Below are 20,062 nucleotides of genomic sequence, written 5' to 3'. Positions count from 1 at the left end.
CCTGCCCCGCGGGGCGGTTTAATCGGTCAGGCAGTCCGGGTCGAACACATACTCGCCGTCCAGCCAGCGCACGATTTCATCGACGCAAGCCTGATCGCGAAACGGCAGGTAGCGCGCCTTGAGGGCGGCAATCTGCTCGGGAGTGAGCCGGGCCAGCCCCAGATCCTGAAACAGCGGCAGGTCGGCCTCAATCATCGCCGAGATCTGCGGGCCGCAGGTGGCGTTGAGGGAGGCGTGCAGCGCCTTGTCGGGATCATACTGCTTGCCGAGCTTGTAGCTCATCGGCAGGGTGGCGAGTGGCAGGGCGGAGAGCGCCGCCTGCTTCATCGGGTTGACCGCATGGCCGGAGAGCAGATCCGCCAGCTCGGCGGGGCGGTTCTCGAAGGCACGCAGATAGAGGTAGCTGCTCGCCTTGCTGCCATCGTTGACCGGGTAGTTGTCCCACAGGAAGGGCTTGCGGCCGAGCAGCTCGGTCACCTGCTTGAGGTGTACCGCCGGATACTCGGTCGAGCAGACCTTGGGGCCGGTCCAGAAGATCTCGAAGCGGCGGTCGAGCTGCTCGCCAATCTCCTCCAGATAGCGCGGTGGCATGGCGCCGAACACCTTCTCCAGCACCGGATCGGTCGAGTAGTAGCTGGGGCAGAAGATGAGGCGGGTCGCCTTGCTGTGGGCCGCAATGTCGTGGGCGATGGTGAGCTGGTGCCAGGCCAGATCCGGGGTATCCCCCTTCATGTCGTCAAACAGTACTGCCAGAATGTCGGGCTGCAGCACTTCGTCGATAAGGCGCACCTTCTCAAGCAGCGCCGGGCGCTTGCGATCATAGTCGTGATGCGCCCCCATGGGGCTCAAGCCTACTCCGAAGGCGAGGCCGTTGGCACGGCACTGGCGTGCCAGTTCGGCGAGATCCGCCAGCTGCTGCTCGGGCCAGGGGAGGGCCCAGTGCTTGCGCAGATAGCCATCCTCTTTCGGGGCGTAGATATAGAAGCCGTAGCCGTGGCGCGGCAGCCACTGGGCGTAGCGGGCACGGGCCTGCCAGCTCCATCCCTTGCCAAAAAAGCCCTCGATCACCCCCAGATTGGCAGAGGGGGGCAGCAGACCGGACTGCAAACTCTGATATGGCATAACTCTCTCCCTTCTTGCTGGGGGACTTGATACGGGCCGGTCGTCTAGACCGGATCCTCTTCCTGAAAACGAACCCCGATCTTGACGGGAATGCTCTCATCCATTTCGGCCACGGTCCAGATCAGGCCCTGCCACTCGATGTTGTCACCGACTACCAGATTATCGCCAAGCTGGCTGGCAATAAAATCGCCCAGTGTCTGATCCGCCACCTCGCTCACATCTAGCCCGTAGATAGGGGCGAGATCCACCAGTCGCGCCGCGGCATCCAGCTGGAAGTCACCGAAGAAGCGCGGGCCGAGATCCTGCTCCGGCGCCTGGCTAAAGAGCTGGCCAAGGGCGGGCAGATCGCGCTCGTGGCCGATGACGCAGAGGATATCGTCCGCCTGCAGGCAGGTACTGCCCGAGGGGTGGAGCAGCTCGCGGCCGCGAAACAGGGCGCTGACCCTAGTGCCGGCAGGCATGCGCAGATCCCGCAGCGGCGAGCCGATGCACCATTTCTCTTCCCCCAGCTGGTAGACGAAGGTCTCCCACTGGCTGTCGAGATCGATCTCGAGCCCGGAGCGGTTGATGGGCGACGGTGGGGCCGGTACTTCCACCCGCGCCAGTTTTGAGGCCAGCGGCAGCGAGCTGCCCTGCAAAATCAGCGAGACCAGCACCACGAAGAAGGCGACGTTGAAGTAGAGCTGGGCGTTGGGCAGCCCCGCCATCATGGGGAAGACCGCCAGAATGATGGGCACCGCGCCGCGCAGGCCAACCCAGGAGATAAACCAGCGTTCGCGCGGGGCAAAGTTCTTGAACGGCAGCAGCCCGATCCAGACCGAGATGGGGCGGGCAAAGAGGATCATCCACATCGCCAGCGCCAGCGCCGGCAGGGCGATGGGCAGCAGCTTGTGGGGCGAGGCGAGCAGCCCCAGCACCAGAAACATGCCGATCTGGCTGAGCCAGGTCAGGCCGTCCAGCACCGACAAGGTGGTGCTGCGACTGCGCAGGGAGAGGTTGCCGAGCAACAGACCTGTTAGATAGATGGCGAGGATGCCGCTGCCACCCACCGCCGTGGTGAGGGCGAAGATCAGCAGGCCGCCGCTCACGGTGAGTAGCGGATAGAGCCCCGGTGCCAGGCGGGCGGTGTTGATAAGGCGCCACAGCAGCCAGCCACCGGCAAGGCCGATCCCGGCACCAAGGCCGAACTGTTTGATGAGCTGCAGCAGCAGAAAACCGGCGTTGAGATCCTGCTGGCTGCTGGCCAGCACCTCGATCAGGGTGACGGTGAGAAAGACCGCCATGGGGTCGTTGCTGCCCGATTCTATCTCCAGGGTGGCGCTGACCCGCTCGTTGAGGCTGCGCCCGCCGAGCAGGGAGAAGACTGCCGCCGCATCGGTGGAGCCGACGATGGCGCCGATCAGCATCCCCTGCATCAGGTTGAGGTCAAACAGCCAGGCGGCGGCGAGCCCCGTCAGGCCGGTGGTGATGGCCACCCCGACCGTCGCCAGCGACAGGGCTGGCCAGAGCGCCACCCGGAACGAGGAGACCCGGGTGCGCATGCCGCCGTCGAGCAGGATGATGGCCAGCGCCAGGTTGCCCACCAGATAGGCGATGGAGTAGTCGGCGAAGTGGATGCCGCCGGGGCCATCTTCCCCCGCCAGCATACCGACGGCGAGGAAGATGACCAGAATGGGAATACCGAGACGGGAAGAGAGCGCACTTAGCAGGACACTGGCTCCAACCAACAGGGCACCGACAAAAAAGAAACTGTTGATGGTCACTGCATCCAAGGGCGAACTCCTTTCTGACTAACGGCAAAGTAGGCACATTATATGCAGTTAAGACCCCCTTGTGTGGTTTAATCGTGCATTAATTTGCATCTTTTGACATTTTTTCACCACTCGCGCGCCATCTTCTGACCCCTCAGAGTGGGTGAGAGGGGATGTTGGCGGTGATGGTCAGATGGAAACCTGACGCCGGGGGAGTAGAGGCAAGGGGAGGAGATAAACAGGAGAAAAAGAGAAGGGAGCACACTTGTGCTCCCCGGATGGCACGACTCAGTCGTCGTCATCGTCCTTCACTTCACGGATCTTGTCCTTGTATTTGGGCAACTGCTTCTCCAGCCGTTTCATGTCTTTGATGGCATTGAGAAACAGCCCGAGCAGAAAGAGCAGTGGCAGCCCTATCCAGAGCCAGAGATTCATGTGCTACTCCTTTCATCGCAGGGCAATTCAGTGGATGGCAAGGTGACGTAACGGGCCAGGATCTTGTCCAGATTGGCCAGAATGGTCGCCTTGCCTTCAATATCCGCCTGTTGCAGGCAAAGTGCCAGCGCCGCCGGGTCGAGCTGCTGCTCGCCCGCTTCGGGGGCGAAGCTGATGTGCCACGGCTCGTAGGCGACGCCGCTGCCTGCGCCGACCGGTTTGGCATAGGGCAGGAAGAAACCGAAATCCCCCATATGGTCGGTGAGCCACTCGCTCAAGTCGGCAAACCAGCCCCCGGCTTCATACTCCCAGGGTTCCAGCGCCAGTTTGGTGTCGGCGGGCAGGCAGTCCGGGTCGTAGATGTCGAGATCGGTGCCCCAGTGGTGGCGACTGGTGCCGGGCAGGGCGCTCCAGCGCAAAATGGCGTGTAGCCGCTCTTCATCGCTCAGCTGCAAGGCATCAATGGGCTGGCTGTTGGCATCGAGCAGCGGCCGCTCGCCGCGCCACTTGCCATTCCAGATGGCGAGCTGGCGATCAAAACCGCGCCAGCTGGACGCCGCTTGCAGGTTGAAACCGGCGTGGGCGGCGGCCACCTGCATGTCGTTGAAGGAGGCAGCCGCCGCCGGGGTCAGGCGGTGGGGGCCGCGCCCCACCAGAATAAGGTGGCTCTCGTCGAGCCCCATCAGTTGTTCCTGCGTCATGCCAGCAGTCGCTCCAGCACTCCTTGGTACATGTCGGCCAGCAGATCCAGATCGTCCGCCTTCACGCACTCGTTCACCTTGTGGATGGTGGCGTTGACCGGGCCGAGCTCGATCACTTCGGCGCCGGTAGGGGCGATAAAGCGCCCGTCCGAGGTGCCGCCGGTGGTGAGCAGGGCTGGCTGCTGGCCATTGACCGCCTCGATGGCAGAGACCGCCGCCGCCAGCAGTTTGCCGGTGTCGGTGAGGAACGGCTGGCCGGAGAGGGTCCAGTTCAGCTGGTAATCGAGACCATGTCTATCCAGCAGAGCCTCGACCCGCTCGCGGATATCCAGGTCGGTCAGTTCGGTGCTGAAGCGGAAGTTGAACTGGACGTGCAATTCGCCGGGAATGACGTTGGAGGCGCCGGTGCCCGCCTGAATGTTGGCGATCTGGAAGCTGGTGGGGGGGAAGTAGGCGTTGCCCTCATCCCACACGGTGGCGGCAAGTTCCGCCAGCGCTGGCGCGGCTTTATGAATGGGGTTGTCCGCCAGATGGGGATAGGCGACGTGGCCCTGCACCCCGCGCACCAGCAGATCGCCGGTGATGGAGCCGCGCCGGCCATTTTTTACCACATCCCCGACCACGGCGGTGGAGGAGGGCTCACCGACGATGCACCAGGTGATCTTCTCGTTGCGCGCTTCCAGGGTGTCGATCACCCGGGTGGTGCCATTGATAAAGGGCCCCTCCTCATCGGAGGTGATAAGGAAAGCGATCGATCCGGTGTGATCCGGATGCTCGGCTACGAAACGCTCGACCGCCACCACCATGGCGGCCAGCGAGCCCTTCATGTCGGCGGCGCCACGGCCATAGAGCACGCCATCCCTGATGGTCGGCTCGAACGGCGGGGTGTGCCATTTGTCCAGCGGGCCGGCAGGCACCACGTCGGTGTGACCGGCGAAGCAGAAGAGCGGCCCCTCGCTGCCGCGACGGGCCCAGAGGTTGGTGGTGTCTTCAAACACCATGGGCTCGATAACAAAGCCGAGTTTGGCGAGGCGCTCCGCCATCAGGGTCTGGCACCCTTCATCCAGCGGGGTAACGGAGGGGCGGCGGATCAGATCCTTGGCCAGTGCGATGACATCCGACATCAGTTGTCCTTAGTTGTCCTTAACGGGAGAAGAGGGATTGGTAGTGATCGGCCTTGAAACCCAGGGTCAGTTCGCCGTCACGATCCAGCAGCGGGCGCTTGATCATCGCCGGGTGCTCCAGCAGCAGGGCGCGCGCCTTGGCGGTGTCGAGCCCCTGTTTGGCCTCATCCGGCAGGGCGCGGAAGGTGGTGCCGCGGCTGTTGAGCAGCGCTTCCCAGCCGAGCTTGGCCAGCCAGCGGTCGAGATCGTCCGGGCTCAGGCCATCGGCGCGATGGTCGTGAAAGCGGTAGTCGATGCCGGCCTCATCCAGCCACTTGCGGGCTTTCTTGATGGTGTCGCAGTTCTTGATGCCATAGAGGGTGGTGGCCATGGGGAGTCCTTCTCTTGTGGGCGCTGGCCGTGGCCGCGCCCGAAAATCCGAATCAACAGAGTGCAAGGGCCCGATTCTGGCATTGTGGCGATCCCATGGCAACGCTGATGGCACCGTCGGAAGGGGAGAGAGGAGGAAAAGCGGGGAGCCAGATAGCCAGAACGCGCCGGGTGGCGCGCTCTGGAGAGGCAGAAGAGTGTCTCTTCTGTGCTGCCGGGGCAGCTGGTATCAGTGCAGCGGATGCCAGGGGTGATCAAAGACCCGGGCGCGCTCCCAGGGGGCGTCGGGCAGACTGGAGGAGAGGCCGCTGTATTTGCCCACATCGTCCACCACGATGGCGGAGAGGATCGGCAGATGGTTTTCGGTGCAGTACATGCGAACACGCTGCAGCAGGGTGCGCAGTTCGTCCTGACGCTGCTCCAGTCCGGCCAGTTTGGCCAGTTTGGAGTAACGAATGGTGGTGCGTTCCTTTGCAGACTCGACGAGGATATCCCACAGCTGATAATCGCAGGTCGAGACACCTGCGGTGGCTTGGTTTGTCATAACTCTCTCCGGCGCGAAATGGTCGCTCTTGTCGATGCGCATCTTGGCCGCTTCGGGGGCGGCTTATGTTGATCCAACGCAAAAAAGAGGGGAGTCGCGTTACACAATTCCCGATTAAACCGTGTAAAACGGTTCTCGGTAGTGTGAATGATTAAAAAGTGTTGCCTGCTCGACATATTATGCTGTCTGGTGACGGTGATGGCCCCTTTATTGATGGGGATCAAAGGCAAGTTCTGGTCAGATCACTAGATTTCGCTCTTCGATAAATTTATCAGGAGTGAATATTGGAACTCGTCTTCGTCTTGCTCGTACTGGTTGCCGTGGTCTACGGCATCATCAAGGATTACAACCCGCAGGCGGTGCTGGCATTGGCCGGTATGGCCATTTTCACCCTGGCCTACTGGCTGGGATTGCACCCCATTCTGCCCGCTGACAAGAGCACCGGCTTCGCCCTGTTCGATCTGTTCGAAGTGTTCAAGGGGATCTTCTCCTACCGTGCGGCGGGCCTCGGCCTCACCATCATGGCGGTGGCCGGTTTTGCCACCTACATGTCCCATATCGGTGCCTCCCAGGCGCTGGTGCGGGTGGCGGTCAAACCGGTGGCAGGCATTCAGTCCAGCTACCTGATGCTCTCCATCTGCTATCTGGTGGCGGTCTTTGTCTCCCTGTTTGTCACCTCCGCCACCGGCCTTGGTCTGCTGTTGATGGTCACCATGTATCCGGTGATGCGCAACCTCGGGATCAGCCCGGCCTCCGCCTGTGGCGTCATCGCCACCTCCCAGGCGTTCGAGATTGGCCCGACCCAGACCAACGCCATCTTCTCCGCCGGCCAATCCGGCATGGATCCGACCAGCTATTTCGTTGACTACCAGATCTGGCTGGTGGCCCCCATGCTGCTGGTGACCATGGTGCTGCACTTCTTCTGGCAACGGCACTGTGACCGCAAGGATGGCTGGGATCCGGCCCAGCATCGCGGCGAACACGCCGAGCTGGACGAGAAGGGCACCGACGCGGTAGCGGCGCCCACCTGGTATGCCCTGCTGCCCATCATCCCCTTCGTGTTGATGATGACCTTCTCCAAACTGCTGGTGACCACCATCAGCGTCAGTGTGGAAGTGGCGATGCTGCTGTCGGTCTTTATCGGCATGCTGTGTGAGCTGCTGCGTACCCGCTCGGTGCGCACCGCTTTTGCCGGGCTGTCGAGCTTCCTCGACGGCATGGGCAAGGTGTTTGGCCCTGTGGTGGCGCTGATCGTCTGTGCCGAGCTGTTTGCCGAATCCCTCAAAGCCATCGGCGCCATCGATACCCTGCTGCACTCAGCCAGCAATGCCGGTATCGGCAGCGGCCTGATGACCCTGGTGATGGTGGGCCTCATCATGGTGGCAGCGGTGATCATGGGCTCCGGCAACGCGGCGTTCCTCAGCTTCTCGACCCTGGCACCTGCCGTGGCAGCCAAGTTCGGCGTACCTGCGGTGACCATGCTGCTGCCGATGCAGCTCGCCTCCAGTATCGGCCGCACCGTCTCCCCGATTGCGGCGGTGCTGATCGCCTGTGCGGGCATCGCCAAGGTCTCCCCCTTCGTGGTGGTCAAGCGCACCTGCGTGCCCATGGCGGGGGCGCTGGTGACGGCATTGACCCTCAACTATCTGCTGTTCATGTAAAAGCTGTGGTTTACAGGGCGATCGGCCACCCGGTTCGGGCTGGTCGACCGCTGTTGGCAAGGCGGGTGTAACAGCCCGCCGTTCCGCATTGTTGCAAAAACAATCTGATTTTTTCGCAGATTGTTTCATGGAGAAGATAATGACCAACCTAACGCGCCCGTTTTCCCTCGATACCTATCTGGCCGATCTGGCCCCGCTCATCAACCTCGATTGCGGCACCCGCACCCCGGCCGGGGTGGCCAAAGTGGCCGACATCATGACCGAGAAATATGAGGCCATCGGCTGGCAGGTGACCCGTCACCAGTTCGCCGCCGAGTGCGGCCCCTGCCTTGAGGCAACCAATGCCCCGGGGGCCGATCACTACGACGTGATGCTGGTGGGTCACATGGACACCGTCTTCCCCGAGGGGACGGCGGCCAAGCGCCCGCTCAAGATTGAAGGCAATCAGGCCTTTGGCCCCGGCATCTCGGACATGAAGAGCGGCCTGCTCTCCACCTGGTATGCCTTAAAAGAGATGGATCCGGCGCAGTTGGCCAAGCTCAAGGTGCTGGTCTGCTGCAACTGCGACGAGGAGATTGGCTCCCCCTGGTCCAAAGATTGGCTGGTGGAAAAAGCCAGGCAGAGCGGCTGCGTGCTGGTGGCCGAAGCGGCGCGCCCGAGCGGCGATCTCATCAGTGCCCGCAAGGGCAACGCCAAGTACCGCATTACCTTCCACGGCAAGGCCTCCCACGCCGGTTCGGCGCTGACCGAAGGGGTCTCCGCCATCACGGAACTCGCTCATTGGGTGCTGGCCATCAATGAGCAGGTCAATATGGAGACCGGCACCACCATGAACGTCGGCGTGGTACAGGGCGGCACCGGCGTCAACGTAGTGCCCGACTATGCCGAGGCGATCGTCGATCTGCGCTTCTGGAGCAACGAAGAGGCGGCGGCGGTGCACGAGCGGCTCACCTTTATGGCCAACAACCCCTTCCTTGCGGGCTGTCGGGTCGAGGTGGATCGCCAGACCTTCAAGCCGGCGATGCGCCCGAGTGGCGACACCGAGGCCGTGATGGCGCTGGTGGAGGCGGCAGCCAAGGAGGAGGGGATCACCTTCAACTGGCTGGAGGCCGGTGGCGGCTCGGATGCCAACTTTACCGCAGCGGCGGGTGTGCCGTCGCTGGATGGCTTCGGCCCCATGGGTGGCGGTTTCCACTCTGAGGCGGAGTTCCTGCTGCTCGATAGCATCGAGCCGCGCATCCGCCTGCTGCAGCGGGTGCTGGGCAAGCTGGCCAAATAGGTCGGCGTTAAGGACAAGCAAAACGGGAGGCCATCGCCTCCCGTTTTTTTATCTGCCGTACCTGCGAAGATTCATCCCGCAGAGCAGTTTTTCTTGCACCCTTAACCCTCATCCTCCAGCAGATAGGCAAGCTGTTCCTGATAGGCAAGCTGCCAGTGGCCGAGTGCCAGCGGCGCCGCAAAGCCCGGGCCGTTGGTCACCATGGTGTGGTACTCCCCCTGCTCGCCGCAGGCATCAAAGCCTTGGGTTGTTGCCAGCTGCTGCAACTCGGCGAGGGTGGTGGCATCGAGGGGGCGTCCCACCCACTCGGGAGCCAGCACCCGGGTATCGACGCAGGAGAGGTGGGCGACGATGCCGCGCGCCAGCAGATCCGCCAGCAGCGCCTCGCGGGAGAGTTGCCAGAGCGGCGTATGCACGGTGAGACCAAGCGGGCGGCAGCGCTCGCGGATCCAGTTAGGCGCACCACCCACGCTGTCGATATCGCCGGTGACTACCCCATCGAGTTGCCACTCCTCCTTAAGCTTGGCCAGCGCCCGCTCATAACCGAGATCGAACGGCGCCTCTATGGTGACCAGCTGATGGGGCAGCGCGAGGGCTGCCGCCTGCCGACGCACTTGCGACAGGGGATGGGCCAGAAAGCGGGGGGCAGGGGGGGCAGGGGGGGCAAAGGTAGCCAGTGCCACCACCTGATGACCCGCTTCACGGGCATGGCAGAGGGCCTGCATGGCATCCTTGCCGCCGCTCCAGAGCACGATGACGCGAGACATGGGGAAGATTCCGCAAAGAAAAGAGGGGTCATGCTACCCAGAGTGCGGGCGGTTGGCAAAGCAGTATGGTGTGCGCCACAAAAGCACAGGCCCCCGTGCGGGGGCCTGTGGCAGTGATTGAACAGCGATCGCCGGTCAGAGCAGGATGCTGGTCAGGATAAAGCCCAGCGAGCAGGAGGTCACCACCCCGATCAGCCCCGGAATGATGAAGCTGTGGTTGATGATGAACTTGCCGATGCGGGTGGTGCCGGAGCGGTCAAAGCCGATACAGGCCAGGTCGCTCGGGTAGGTCGGCAGCACGAAGTAGCCGTAGCTCGCCGGCAGGAAGGCGATCAGCAGTTTCGGCTCCACGCCCAGCGCCAGACCCATGGGGGCGATGGCGGTGAGGGCGGCGGCCTGGCTGTTCACCAGCTTGGAGATGAGGAACAGCACCAGCGCGTAGGTCCAGGGCTGGGCCTGTACCACGTGGGCCAGGGTCTCTTTGAGCAGCGGCATGTGGGCCTGGAAGAAGGTTTCGCTCATCCAGGCAACCCCGAATACGGAGAAGATGGCGACCATGCCCGCCTTGAAGACGGCGCCGTTGGCGATCTCGCCCGGCTTGACCTTGCAGCGCATCAGGATGATGGCACCGGCGATCAGCATCATCATCTGGATCACCAGGTTCATGGAGAGCGGGCCAGTCTTGTCTTTGATGGTGAAGACGGGGCGCAGCGCCTCATCGGCACCCAGCAGCACCACGGCAGCGATGGCGGCGAAGAAGATCCAGGTAGACCAGTAGGCCTCTTTCGGGAATTTGGTGTTGAGCAGGGTCTCGCCACCACCGTAGATGAAGGCGCGCTGCTCCGGATCCTGGATCTTGGCCTGGAACTCCTCGTCCTTGTCCAGATCCTTGCCGCGGCGCAGGCTCCACAGGGCCGCCACGATAACGCCGGTCAGGGAGGAGGGGATGGCGACCATCAGGATGTCGAGCAGACCATAGGCCTGACCGATACCGTGGCCAGCCGCCAGAATGGAGACCATGGAGACCACGGCAACCGATACCGGTGAGGCGCAGATGGCCATCTGGGAAGCAACGGAGGCGACAGCCATCGGGCGCTCGGGACGGATGTTCTTCTGCAGCGCGATGTCGGCGATGATGGGGAACATGGTGTAGACCACGTGGCCGGTACCGCACAGGAAGGTGAGGGTCCAGGTGGTGAGCGGTGCCAGGATAGTGATGTATTGCGGGTGACGGCGCAGCAGACGCTCGGCTACCTGCATCATCAGGTTGAGACCGCCGGCGGTCTGCAGGGTGGCGGCACAACCGATCACCGCCAGAATGGTCAGCATTACCTGCACCGGCGGTTCGCCCGGCACCAGACCGAAAACGAAGGTCAGCAGGAAGAGACCGATACCACTGATGAGACCAAGCCCCATGCCACCAAAGCGGGTACCGAGCAGCAAGCAGCCGAGTACCACCAAAAATTCCATCAAGATCATTCCATTACCTCGTGTGATTCAACCCATGTTGCCGCGGGTAGCCTGAACCATGAATTGTCATTGTCTGTTTTTAATTAGCCCAAAAGGGTTAGTTATTATTTTGCTCCCCTGCAAAAGTGAAAAAATTGAGTTACTTCAATAACTCGATGAATTTTTGATTAAACCACTTAAAAACCACCTAATAACAAATCCATCATTTTTTCATCCGGTTGCCATCCCTTAAGCAGGGGCATCTTGCCCGATGGGGGGGGGTAAAAGCATGGAGAAAGGGAGGCAAATGAAAATGGGTTGCAGATGGTAGGCAGGAGGACAAGAGGGGTAAAAAGGGGGCTCTTCGGATGTTTTTTTCAGCAGTGGCGGCCTTTTGCCGCTCATTCCGAAAGAGTCCTTATTTATCGGCCAGATAGCGGCGCTGGTACTCCTCGCTCAGTTTCTGGATATCGAGTCTGGCCAGCGCCTTGTCCACCCGCTGCTGCAGCGCCTGCTGATCGGGGCGGAACATGATGTGCAGGCTCTTGTGCTCGAGGATCTTCGGATTGAACTGGAGCTGCTCGGGATGGAGCTTGTCATCGTGGCGGATCAGCCAATAGAAGACATCCCGGTCGATGACGGCGAGGTCGAGCCGGTCGCGCTGCAGCTTGCGCAGGTTGAGGTGATCGCCATCCACGGCAAAGGTGTGGAGCTGCTGGCTCGCCATCATGGCGTCAAATTCCCGGGTGTTGACGTAACCCGCCACCACGCCGATCCGGTAGGGCACCAGATCCTCAAGCCGTTGCCAGGGGATGGGCTTGCCCGCCTTCTGCGCCAGACCCAGCACGCTGTCCCCCACGCTGGCGGAGATACGCCACTTGTCGCTCTGGTTGTCGGCCAGATACTCGGGGAAGTAGCCGATATAGCCGTGGGCCGGATCGGAGGCGAGCCACACCGTCCGCTGCCAGGAGAAAAAATCGAACTCCACCTCCAGCCCCGCCTCGGCAAAGACGCGCTTGACGATATGGCCGGTGAGGCCGCCATCGGGCAGGCTTTGGGTGGTAAACGGGGGCCACTCCAGCGTGGTCAGACGGACGGTTTCGGCCATAAGCCGCAGGGGAGAGAGCAGTAACAGTAACAGAAGCAGACGATATCCCATGGGCTACAGATCCCTTGTGCCGATTGATCCTGAGTATCGCCATAAAGCGGGCAATAAAAAAGCCGACCCGAAGGTCGGCTTTTCAGATCTGTGCGACAGGTTGTCGTTATCAGAACTCGGCGGTACGCGGGGTACGCGGGAAGGGGATCACGTCGCGGACGTTGCCCATACCGGTCACGTAGACCACCAGGCGCTCGAAGCCCAGACCGAAACCGGAGTGCGGCACGGTGCCGTAGCGACGCAGGTCGCGATACCACCAGTAGTCTTCCTGCTTCAGGCCCATCTCGGCCAGACGGGCATCCAGCACCTCCAGTCGCTCTTCACGCTGGGAGCCACCGATGATCTCGCCGATCCCCGGAGCCAGTACGTCCATCGCGGCAACGGTCTTGCCGTCGTCGTTGAGGCGCATGTAGAAGGCCTTGATATCTTTCGGGTAGTTCTTCACGACTACCGGAGACTTGAAGTGCTCCTCGGCCAGATAGCGCTCGTGCTCGGAGGAGAGGTCGATACCCCAGGAGACCGGGAACTCGAACTTCTTGCCGCAGTTCTGCAGCACTTCGATGGCGTCGGTGTAGTCGATCTGGGCGAAGTCGGAGGAGACGAAACGTTCCAGACGACCGATGGCATCCTTGTCCACATGCTGGGCAAAGAATTCCAGATCGTCGCGGCGCTCGGTCAGTACGGCGTTGAAGACGTACTTCAGCATGGCTTCGGCCAGCGCTGCGTTATCTTCCAGATTGTTGAAGGCCACTTCCGGCTCCACCATCCAGAACTCGGCCAGGTGACGGCTGGTGTTGGAGTTTTCGGCGCGGAAGGTCGGGCCGAAGGTGTAGACCTTGGAGAGGGCACAGGCATAGGTTTCGGCGTTCAGCTGGCCGGATACGGTCAGGAAGGCCTCTTTGCCGAAGAAATCTTCGTTGTAGTCCACCTTGCCGGCGTCGGTGCGCGGCAGGTTTTCCATATCCAGGGTAGAGACGCGGAACATCTCGCCGGCACCTTCGGTGTCAGAGGCGGTGATGAGCGGGGTCGCTACCCAGACAAAACCCTCTTCGTGGAAGAAGCGGTGGATGGCCTGAGCCAGGCAGTGACGAACCCGGGTCACGGCGCCAACGATGTTGGTGCGCGGGCGCAGGTGAGCCTGTTCACGCAGGTATTCGATGCTGTGGCGCTTGGCGGCCATCGGGTAGGTGTCCGGATCTTCGACCCAACCGACGACCTTGACTTCGGTGGCCTGCAGTTCGAACGCCTGGCCGCTGCCCTGAGATTCGGTCACGACGCCAGTCACTTCCACGGAGCAAGCTGTGGTCAGACGCTGCACTTCATTCTCGTAATTGGCCAGGGTATTGGGGACGACGGCCTGTACCGGATGGAAACAGGAGCCATCGGAAATGGCCAAAAATGAGATCCCCGCCTTGGAATCACGGCGAGTCCGGATCCACCCTCGTACAGTCAGGGTGGTGCCAACCGCATGTTTACCGGTCAGCACATCAACTACGGATGCGTGCGTCATCGAAATATTGTCTCCAGCTTGTTCTTTGCAGCGCTATGGGTCTGGCCCGGGCAATCATTGGCCCATGATGGCAGACTAAGCCGTTAATCTTACCCGCGCGGGTTTGATAAACAAGCAAAAATGTCGGACTCTGGTGGGGTTTTCGGCATGGTTCACCCGATATGGGGTCGCGGGGCAGGAGAGGCGAGTGAAAGATCGGCGGCAGGGGCCCGATTGGCTGACACGGCTGTTGCAGGGGCTGGTACTGCTCTGCTGGGGTGGCTTTATCGTGCTGCTCTCTATTTATCACCACGCCCGTCCCGAGCGAGCTTACGGTTTTCTGGTCTATGGCGGCGAGAGCGTGCGGGCCGGATGGGATCCGGTTTTTACCCCCTGGCTGCTGCACGGGCTGTGGGGTTGCTGCCTGCTGACCCTGGTGGCGCTATTTGTTGGCCGCAAGCGCCATCGCCGCCGGGAGGATGCCCGCCACGTCCATCTGGCGATCCTCCTGCTTGTCCTTATCGCCAGCCTGCTCTTCTACTATCTCTAGTCTTCTTGTTGGCCCGTAGTTCGGGTCTGTTCATGATCCCGTTTGCTGCAAGCGGGACGCTTGCCAAGCTGGCGCTCCACGCTGTCTAACATCTGGTTGTAGGTCAGCGCCAGCCGGCCAATCTCGTCGCCATCGTCCCCCTCCAGCCGATGGCCGAAGTCATGCATATCGGTGGCTTCTTCCATCGAGCGGGTCAGCTGGTTGAGGGGGCGGACGATCCAGGTGCGGATGACCCAGAGGGTCAGCAACAGCCCCAGCCCGAAGATGCCGGTGAGGATCAGCGCCGAGGTGAGGATATTCTGCTCGACCCGGGTAAAGAGGGAGTCGAGAGAGTAATCAAAACGGACGGCGCCGAGCACGGTATTCTCCGGCACCAGATGGCAGCTGGTGCAGTCGGTGCCGCGAAAATCCTTCTTGGCCAGCAGCGGACGGGTCACTACCAGCCGGCTGTGCATGCCGTTGTGCACCACCTCCAGGCTCCCTTTGCCCGCCAGCGCCAGCTGGTCATAGTCATCCTTGCCCTGCTCAGCAGGGCGCCCCGGCCCGAACTGTTTGCTCACCGCGTCGCCACGGACGATGCGGGCATCCTCCACATGAGCGTGCTCGAGAAACTTGGCGCGCAGGGTGTCGCGGGCATCCATCTTGCCGGTCAGCATCAGCATGTTGAGACCGTCAAAGTAGGCTTCGGTCTGTTCCTGACTCTGCTCCTTGATGAGGCTCAGGATGAGATCGCGCTCGCGCACCGCCTGATAGGCGGCGGAGAAGACCAGTACCATGGAGAAGATGAAGAGCAGGAAAAAGTTGATTTTGGCAGCAATGGAGAGGCGCATGAGCAATCTTTCTTGATGGTAAAACCGCAGCAGTCTACCCCTCTTGGCGCCTCAGGTCTGGTGTTTTGCTCACATTCCGGCAAGTGAACGGGCTGTGAGGTGCATAAACTTGCCCTCTTTATATATCAAATGGGGATGCCACAGACGGGCGACCGGTGAGGCCGCCCGCGATGATGTTTAAAACTCGCCCTCGGCAATCGCCTGGCTGATGGCACAGGTCAATACCCTAAGCTCTTCGGGGGTGATCACGAAGGGAGGCATCAGGTAGACCAGCTTGCCAAAGGGGCGGATCCAGGCGCCGAGTTCGACAAACTTGCGCTGGATGCGCGCCACGTCCACCCGCTCCTTCATCTCCACCACCCCGATGGCACCGAGCACCCGCACATCCGCCACCGCCGGGTTGAGAGTCAATTCCACCAGCTCGGTACGCAGTTGATGTTCGATGGCGCGCACCCGCTCCTGCCACGGCGAGGCGAGCAACAACTCGATGGAGGCGTTGGCCACCGCGCAGGCAAGCGGATTGCCCATAAAGGTGGGGCCGTGCATAAAGACTCCCGCCTTGCCGTCACAGATGGTGCGGGCGACATGCTCGGTGGTGAGGGTCGCCGAGAGGGTGAGGTAGCCGCCGGTGAGCGCCTTGCCCAGGCACATGATGTCGGGGCTGATCCCCGCCCAGTCGCAGGCAAACAGCTGGCCGGTGCGGCCAAAGCCGGTGGCTATTTCGTCGGCGATGAGCAGCACGCCGAATTCGTCGCACAGGGCGCGTACCCACTGCAGATAGCGGGGATGGTAGAAGCGCATGCCGCCAGCCCCTTGCACGATGGGTTCAAGCACGATGGCGGCGATCTCCTCGTGATGATCCGCCATGAGTGTGGCCAGCTCCACCACGCACTGCTCGTCCCACTCGGCGTGGAAGCGACAGCTCGGCGCTTCGACAAAATGGTGCTCCGGCAGGAATCCCTTGTAGAGCTCGTGCATGCCGCCATCCGGGTCACAGACGCTCATGGCGCCGAAGGTGTCGCCGTGATAGCCGCTGCGCAGGGCGACAAATTTGGCTCTGGGCGTCCCTTTGGCGTGCCAGTACTGCTGCGCCATCTTGAGCGCCACTTCCACCGCTACCGAGCCGGAATCCGCCAGAAAGACCCGATCCAGTCCCTTCGGGGTGATCTCCACCAGTTTGCGACAGAGCTCGACCGCCGGGGCGTGGGTCAGGCCGCCAAACATCACGTGGGACATCTTGCCGAGCTGGGCGGTGGCGGCGGCGTCCAGTTCCGGCACCTGATAGCCGTGCACGCAAGCCCACCAGGAGCTCATGCCATCCACCAGTTCACGGCCGTCGCTGAGGGTGATCTTCACCCCCTTGGCGCTGGTCACTTCATAGCAGGGCAGGGGGTGAGTGAGAGAGGTGTAGGGGTGCCACACATGGTGCAGGTCGAATTCTTGGTTGTTCATTTGTTATTCTGTTGTCAATTTGCTTGATCTGGTCGGTGTTGACAGTCTACGCGGGCTCTCTACACTAGCCAACAATTTCAGCCACTTGGCTCTGCGCAGATCTCGATTCGCACGAGCCCGGCAGCGGGTTTTGCGCTCACGCTCTTGCAAGGACCTCTTGCAAGGACCTCTTGCAAAGACCTTTTGCAAGGATGGCGGGCGCAGGATCCCACCAATAACAACCGGAAGCCATGTATGAATGCTCTCACCACGGGTGGTCACGCCCTTCGTCATGACTGGACCCTCGCCGAGGTTCAGGCCCTGTTTGCCCTGCCATTCAACGATCTGCTGTTTCAGGCCCAGAGTGTCCACCGCGCTCATTTCGACCCGAACGAAGTGCAGGTGAGCACCCTGCTCTCCATCAAGACCGGTGCCTGCCCGGAAGATTGCAAATACTGCCCCCAGAGCGCCCGTTATCACACCGGCCTTGAGGCCGAGCGGCTGATGGAGGTGGAGAAGGTGCTGGAGCGGGCCCGCGAAGCCAAGGCCAACGGCTCGTCTCGGTTCTGCATGGGGGCCGCCTGGCGCAACCCCAAAGAGAAGGACATGCCCTACATCATCCGGATGATCGAGGAGGTGCGCGGGCTGGGGATGGAGACCTGCATGACGCTCGGGATGCTCACCGCCGATCAGGCGGCGCGTCTGGGGGCCGCGGGACTTGATTACTACAACCACAACCTCGACACCTCGCCGGAGTTTTACGGCGAGATCATCTCCACCCGCACCTATCAGGATCGGCTCGATACGCTGGAACATGTGCGCAGCGCCGGCATGAAGGTCTGCTCCGGCGGTATCGTCGGCATGGGTGAGCAGGCGAAAGATCGGGCGGGCCTGTTGATGGCGCTGGCCAACCTGCCGCGCCACCCGGAGAGTGTGCCCATCAACATGCTGGTCAAGGTAAAGGGGACGCCGCTGGAGGATCAGGAGAACCTCGATCCGTTCGAATTTATCCGCACCATCGCCGTGGCGCGGATCATGATGCCGGCCTCCCATGTGCGCCTCTCCGCCGGGCGGGAGAAGATGAACGAGCAGATGCAGGCGATGTGCTTTATGGCGGGCGCCAACTCCATCTTCTATGGCTGCAAACTGCTGACCACCCCCAACCCGGACGAAAACAGCGATATGCAGCTGTTCAAGCGGCTCGGCATTCGTCCCGCCCAGCGGGCCCAGAAGCCGGATCAAGTACAAGAAGAGGAGTTGCTGGCCGAGGTGAGCCGCCAGAACGAACCTGCCGAAATGTTTTATGACGCTACCCGCCCCCGAGCCGGGGCCGCGCAGTCATGAACGGCCCTGCAGTAACGGGCCCCTTTGGGTTGGGCATGGCGCTGGCCGAGCGCGAGCTGGCGGGTCTGCTGCGCAATCGCATCGCGACCTACGGGGCGAGTGGCGGGCGGCTCAGGGTGGCGGGGCGCGACTACCTCAACTTTTCCGCCAACGACTATCTGGGTCTGGCGGATCACCCCGCCATCAAAGCAGCTTTCAACACGGGGATTGAGCGCTATGGCGCGGGCGCCGGCGCCTCGCCGCTGGTGACCGGTTACAGCCGTGCCCACCAAGAGCTTGAGGAGACCCTGGCCGATTGGCTCGGGGTGGAGGCGGTGCTGCTCTTCAACTGCGGTTTTTCGGCCAATCAGGCGGTGCTTAAAGCGCTGCTCGGCAAGGAACACCTGCTGTGGCAGGACAAACTCAACCACGCCTCCCTGCAGGAGATGGGCAGCCAGCTCCCCTGCAAGATGAAGCGCTTTGGTCACAACGATATGGCTGCCCTTGAACGGCAGATTGAGCCAAATCGCGGACTGATTGTTTCGGAAGGGGTGTTCAGCATGGATGGGGATCAGGCCCCCTGGGGTGAACTCGCGGCATTGGCAGCCCGGAGCGGCAACTGGCTGATGATCGACGATGCCCACGGTCTCGGCGTGCTGGGCCCCGAGGGGCGCGGCACGCTGGCGGCGCAGGGAGTAGATCCAGCCAGCGTACACATCCAGATGGGCACTTTTGGCAAGGCGCTTGGCATCGCCGGTGCCTTTGTTGGCGGTAGTCGCGAGCTGGTGGAGTATCTGGTCAACTTCGCCCGCCACTATGTCTACAGCACCCATATGCCGGCAGCGCAGGCTTGCGCGGTCAGCAAGAGCATCGAGCTGGTGCGTGCCGCCGATGAGGCTCGCGCCCATCTTGGTAAGCTCATCGCCCGCTTCCGGCAAGGGGCAGAGGGGCAGGGTTGGCAACTCGGGGTCAGCAGTACCCCTATCCAGCCGCTACTGGTGGGGGAGAGCTCTGCTGCTTTGCAACTGGCCGAGCGACTGCGGGATCGCGGCGTCTGGGCTGGTGCCATCCGCCCGCCCACCGTGCCGGTCGGTACGGCCCGGCTGCGCATTACGCTGAGTGCAGCCCACCGCGAGCAGGATGTGGATCGCCTGCTCGATGCCTTGGGTGCCTGCCCTGCAGAGGCAACGGTTGGGGAGGCTCGCCATGGCTGAGCGTTTTCAAACGGTGGACAAGGCGCAGCTCGCCCGCCGTTTCGGGTCGGCGGCTCGTCACTACGACGCCCATGCCCGTTTTCAGCAGGAGGTGGGGCTGGCGCTGCTCGAGCTGATGAACGCGGCTGGTGTACGTGAGGAGCGTCGGGGCTGCGGGCTCGATTTGGGCTGCGGCACCGGCTTCTTCCTGCCTCATCTTGCCACCCGCTGCGCCGGACTGACCGGGCTGGATCTCGCTCCCGGCATGCTGGAGCAGGCGGCCTTGCGTGGCAGCGGCGCCCGCCTGCTCTGCGGCGATGCCGAGCAGCTCCCTTTTGCCGATAACGTGTTCGACTGGGTATTCTCCAGCCTCGCGCTGCAGTGGTGCGAGCGACCGGAGCAGGCCTTCGCCGAGCTGCTGCGGGTGGTCAAACCCGGCGGCCAGATCTTCTTCTCCACCCTGCTCGATGAATCGCTCTGGCAACTGCGCGCCGCCTGGCAGCAAGTAGATGGCCGAGCCCATGTCAACCGCTTCCTTGGCCTGCCACAATTGGAGCAGGCGTTGTTCTCGGCGGGCGCCATTGCCCCGGGGCTTGAGTGCAGAAACTGGGATCTTGCCTATCTTGAATTGCCGCAGTTGTTGCGCGATCTCAAGGGGATCGGGGCAAATCAGATCAATGATGAGTGTGCCCGCTGTGCACCGGCTGGACTGAGCGGTCGCGCCAGATTGCAGCGGCTGGCTCAGGCGTATGAAGCATTTCGTCAGCCCGATGGCCAGCTGGTGGCCAGTTACCGGGTCTGTCTGGGCCGGCTCGGCAAACCTTGCTGAACCAGCCAGAGTATGAGGGGGAGGGGCGCGTTGGGCCCTCTCCTGCCAAGGAGAGA

General features: G+C 62.1%; 19 protein-coding genes. 6 read left to right on the top strand and 13 right to left on the bottom strand.

The window, feature by feature from the left end; all coding sequences use genetic code 11:
• Positions 1–18 precede the first annotated feature (18 nt).
• The 7 genes from BS300_RS07300 to BS300_RS07275 form a co-directional block, all read right to left on the bottom strand.
• Positions 19–1,122 (bottom strand): beta-N-acetylglucosaminidase domain-containing protein, encoded by a 1,104-nt coding sequence (locus BS300_RS07300; protein ID WP_071911801.1) that lies wholly within the window; start codon positions 1,120–1,122, stop codon positions 19–21.
• 44 nt (positions 1,123–1,166) lie between these two features.
• Positions 1,167–2,894 (bottom strand): potassium/proton antiporter, encoded by a 1,728-nt coding sequence (locus BS300_RS07295; RefSeq protein ID WP_041208372.1) that lies wholly within the window; start codon positions 2,892–2,894, stop codon positions 1,167–1,169.
• Positions 2,895–3,161: 267 nt separating this feature from the next.
• Positions 3,162–3,308 carry a hypothetical protein gene (locus BS300_RS21050; protein ID WP_104015276.1) on the bottom strand — a complete coding sequence of 49 codons (147 nt, stop codon included), beginning with the start codon at positions 3,306–3,308 and terminating at the stop codon, positions 3,162–3,164.
• The gene (locus BS300_RS07290) at positions 3,305–4,009 is read right to left on the bottom strand and encodes a M15 family metallopeptidase (RefSeq protein ID WP_071911798.1); all 705 of its coding nucleotides are present in this window, start codon (positions 4,007–4,009) and stop codon (positions 3,305–3,307) included. Before BS300_RS07290 ends, BS300_RS21050 begins: the two co-directional genes overlap by 4 nt.
• Positions 4,006–5,133 carry a succinyl-diaminopimelate desuccinylase gene (gene dapE, locus BS300_RS07285; protein WP_042032523.1) on the bottom strand — a complete coding sequence of 376 codons (1,128 nt, stop codon included), beginning with the start codon at positions 5,131–5,133 and terminating at the stop codon, positions 4,006–4,008. Before dapE ends, BS300_RS07290 begins: the two co-directional genes overlap by 4 nt.
• 19 nt (positions 5,134–5,152) lie before the next feature.
• On the bottom strand, positions 5,153–5,503 hold the full coding sequence (locus BS300_RS07280; RefSeq protein WP_041208377.1) for an ArsC family reductase: 351 nt from the start codon (positions 5,501–5,503) through the stop codon (positions 5,153–5,155).
• A gap of 228 nt (positions 5,504–5,731) precedes the next feature.
• Positions 5,732–6,046, bottom strand: coding sequence for a hypothetical protein (locus BS300_RS07275; protein ID WP_033112827.1), 315 nt, complete (start codon positions 6,044–6,046; stop codon positions 5,732–5,734).
• A gap of 284 nt (positions 6,047–6,330) precedes the next feature.
• Here BS300_RS07275 and dcuC point away from each other — a divergent pair, with 284 nt between their 5' ends.
• Entirely contained in the window at positions 6,331–7,707 is a 1,377-nt protein-coding gene (dcuC, locus tag BS300_RS07270) for a C4-dicarboxylate transporter DcuC (protein ID WP_033112828.1), read from the top strand.
• Between the two features lie 139 nt (positions 7,708–7,846).
• Positions 7,847–8,986, top strand: coding sequence for a M20 family metallopeptidase (locus BS300_RS07265; RefSeq protein WP_071911795.1), 1,140 nt, complete (start codon positions 7,847–7,849; stop codon positions 8,984–8,986).
• Between the two features lie 101 nt (positions 8,987–9,087).
• On the opposite strand, the gene BS300_RS07260 is transcribed toward BS300_RS07265, so the two are convergent.
• The 4 genes from BS300_RS07260 to asnS all read right to left on the bottom strand — a co-directional run bounded on the left by BS300_RS07260 (position 9,088) and on the right by asnS (position 13,871).
• A complete protein-coding gene (locus BS300_RS07260; protein WP_071911793.1) occupies positions 9,088–9,753 on the bottom strand; it encodes a hypothetical protein in 666 nt (221 codons plus the stop codon).
• 135 nt (positions 9,754–9,888) lie between these two features.
• Positions 9,889–11,232: an anaerobic C4-dicarboxylate transporter gene (locus tag BS300_RS07255; RefSeq protein ID WP_041208381.1), complete on the bottom strand. Its 1,344-nt coding sequence runs from the start codon at positions 11,230–11,232 to the stop codon at positions 9,889–9,891.
• Positions 11,233–11,620: 388 nt separating this feature from the next.
• Positions 11,621–12,361, bottom strand: a complete 741-nt coding sequence (locus BS300_RS07250; protein ID WP_041208382.1) for an ABC transporter substrate-binding protein — start codon at positions 12,359–12,361, stop codon at positions 11,621–11,623.
• Positions 12,362–12,470: 109 nt separating this feature from the next.
• Positions 12,471–13,871, bottom strand: coding sequence for an asparagine--tRNA ligase (gene asnS, locus BS300_RS07245; RefSeq protein ID WP_042032530.1), 1,401 nt, complete (start codon positions 13,869–13,871; stop codon positions 12,471–12,473).
• 187 nt (positions 13,872–14,058) lie between these two features.
• Between asnS and BS300_RS07240 the strand changes: the two genes are divergently transcribed.
• Positions 14,059–14,400 (top strand): hypothetical protein, encoded by a 342-nt coding sequence (locus BS300_RS07240; protein WP_071911791.1) that lies wholly within the window; start codon positions 14,059–14,061, stop codon positions 14,398–14,400.
• Here BS300_RS07240 and BS300_RS07235 read toward each other — a convergent pair.
• Positions 14,397–15,230, bottom strand: coding sequence for a HAMP domain-containing protein (locus BS300_RS07235; protein ID WP_071911788.1), 834 nt, complete (start codon positions 15,228–15,230; stop codon positions 14,397–14,399). The genes BS300_RS07240 and BS300_RS07235 overlap by 4 nt on opposite strands.
• Positions 15,231–15,407: 177 nt before the next feature.
• A complete protein-coding gene (bioA, locus tag BS300_RS07230) occupies positions 15,408–16,682 on the bottom strand; it encodes an adenosylmethionine--8-amino-7-oxononanoate transaminase (RefSeq protein WP_071911786.1) in 1,275 nt (424 codons plus the stop codon).
• 234 nt (positions 16,683–16,916) lie between these two features.
• Here bioA and bioB point away from each other — a divergent pair, with 234 nt between their 5' ends.
• Genes bioB through bioC form a run of 3 tightly spaced genes read left to right on the top strand, consistent with a single transcriptional unit; the run spans position 16,917 to position 20,006 of the window.
• Entirely contained in the window at positions 16,917–18,005 is a 1,089-nt protein-coding gene (gene bioB, locus BS300_RS07225; RefSeq protein ID WP_071911784.1) for a biotin synthase BioB, read from the top strand.
• The gene (gene bioF, locus BS300_RS07220; protein WP_071911782.1) at positions 18,002–19,198 is read left to right on the top strand and encodes an 8-amino-7-oxononanoate synthase; all 1,197 of its coding nucleotides are present in this window, start codon (positions 18,002–18,004) and stop codon (positions 19,196–19,198) included. The genes bioB and bioF overlap by 4 nt, the downstream gene beginning before the upstream one ends.
• Positions 19,191–20,006: a malonyl-ACP O-methyltransferase BioC gene (bioC, locus tag BS300_RS07215; protein ID WP_071911780.1), complete on the top strand. Its 816-nt coding sequence runs from the start codon at positions 19,191–19,193 to the stop codon at positions 20,004–20,006. The genes bioF and bioC overlap by 8 nt, the downstream gene beginning before the upstream one ends.
• The last annotated feature ends 56 nt before the right edge of the window (positions 20,007–20,062 follow it).

The organism is Aeromonas sp. SCS5 (assembly GCF_001887375.1).
Taxonomy (GTDB): Bacteria; Pseudomonadota; Gammaproteobacteria; order Enterobacterales; family Aeromonadaceae; genus Aeromonas; species Aeromonas jandaei.
This window is presented reverse-complemented; position numbering and strand designations above follow the sequence as displayed.

Bases quoted from the DNA above. Each gene is read 5' to 3' on its own strand.
- BS300_RS07265 (WP_071911795.1), top strand. From the start codon at position 7,847: ATGACCAACCTAACGCGCCCGTTTTCCCTCGATACCTATCTGGCCGAT.
- asnS (WP_042032530.1), bottom strand. From the start codon at position 13,871: ATGACGCACGCATCCGTAGTTGATGTGCTGACCGGTAAACATGCGGTT.
- dapE (WP_042032523.1), bottom strand. From the start codon at position 5,133: ATGTCGGATGTCATCGCACTGGCCAAGGATCTGATCCGCCGCCCCTCC.
- BS300_RS07290 (WP_071911798.1), bottom strand. From the start codon at position 4,009: ATGACGCAGGAACAACTGATGGGGCTCGACGAGAGCCACCTTATTCTG.
- bioF (WP_071911782.1), top strand. From the start codon at position 18,002: ATGAACGGCCCTGCAGTAACGGGCCCCTTTGGGTTGGGCATGGCGCTG.
- BS300_RS07280 (WP_041208377.1), bottom strand. From the start codon at position 5,503: ATGGCCACCACCCTCTATGGCATCAAGAACTGCGACACCATCAAGAAA.
- bioB (WP_071911784.1), top strand. From the start codon at position 16,917: ATGAATGCTCTCACCACGGGTGGTCACGCCCTTCGTCATGACTGGACC.
- BS300_RS07260 (WP_071911793.1), bottom strand. From the start codon at position 9,753: ATGTCTCGCGTCATCGTGCTCTGGAGCGGCGGCAAGGATGCCATGCAG.
- BS300_RS07300 (WP_071911801.1), bottom strand. From the start codon at position 1,122: ATGCCATATCAGAGTTTGCAGTCCGGTCTGCTGCCCCCCTCTGCCAAT.
- bioA (WP_071911786.1), bottom strand. From the start codon at position 16,682: ATGAACAACCAAGAATTCGACCTGCACCATGTGTGGCACCCCTACACC.
- BS300_RS07255 (WP_041208381.1), bottom strand. From the start codon at position 11,232: ATGATCTTGATGGAATTTTTGGTGGTACTCGGCTGCTTGCTGCTCGGT.
- BS300_RS07235 (WP_071911788.1), bottom strand. From the start codon at position 15,230: ATGCGCCTCTCCATTGCTGCCAAAATCAACTTTTTCCTGCTCTTCATC.
- BS300_RS07250 (WP_041208382.1), bottom strand. From the start codon at position 12,361: ATGGGATATCGTCTGCTTCTGTTACTGTTACTGCTCTCTCCCCTGCGG.
- BS300_RS21050 (WP_104015276.1), bottom strand. From the start codon at position 3,308: ATGAATCTCTGGCTCTGGATAGGGCTGCCACTGCTCTTTCTGCTCGGG.
- BS300_RS07275 (WP_033112827.1), bottom strand. From the start codon at position 6,046: ATGACAAACCAAGCCACCGCAGGTGTCTCGACCTGCGATTATCAGCTG.
- bioC (WP_071911780.1), top strand. From the start codon at position 19,191: ATGGCTGAGCGTTTTCAAACGGTGGACAAGGCGCAGCTCGCCCGCCGT.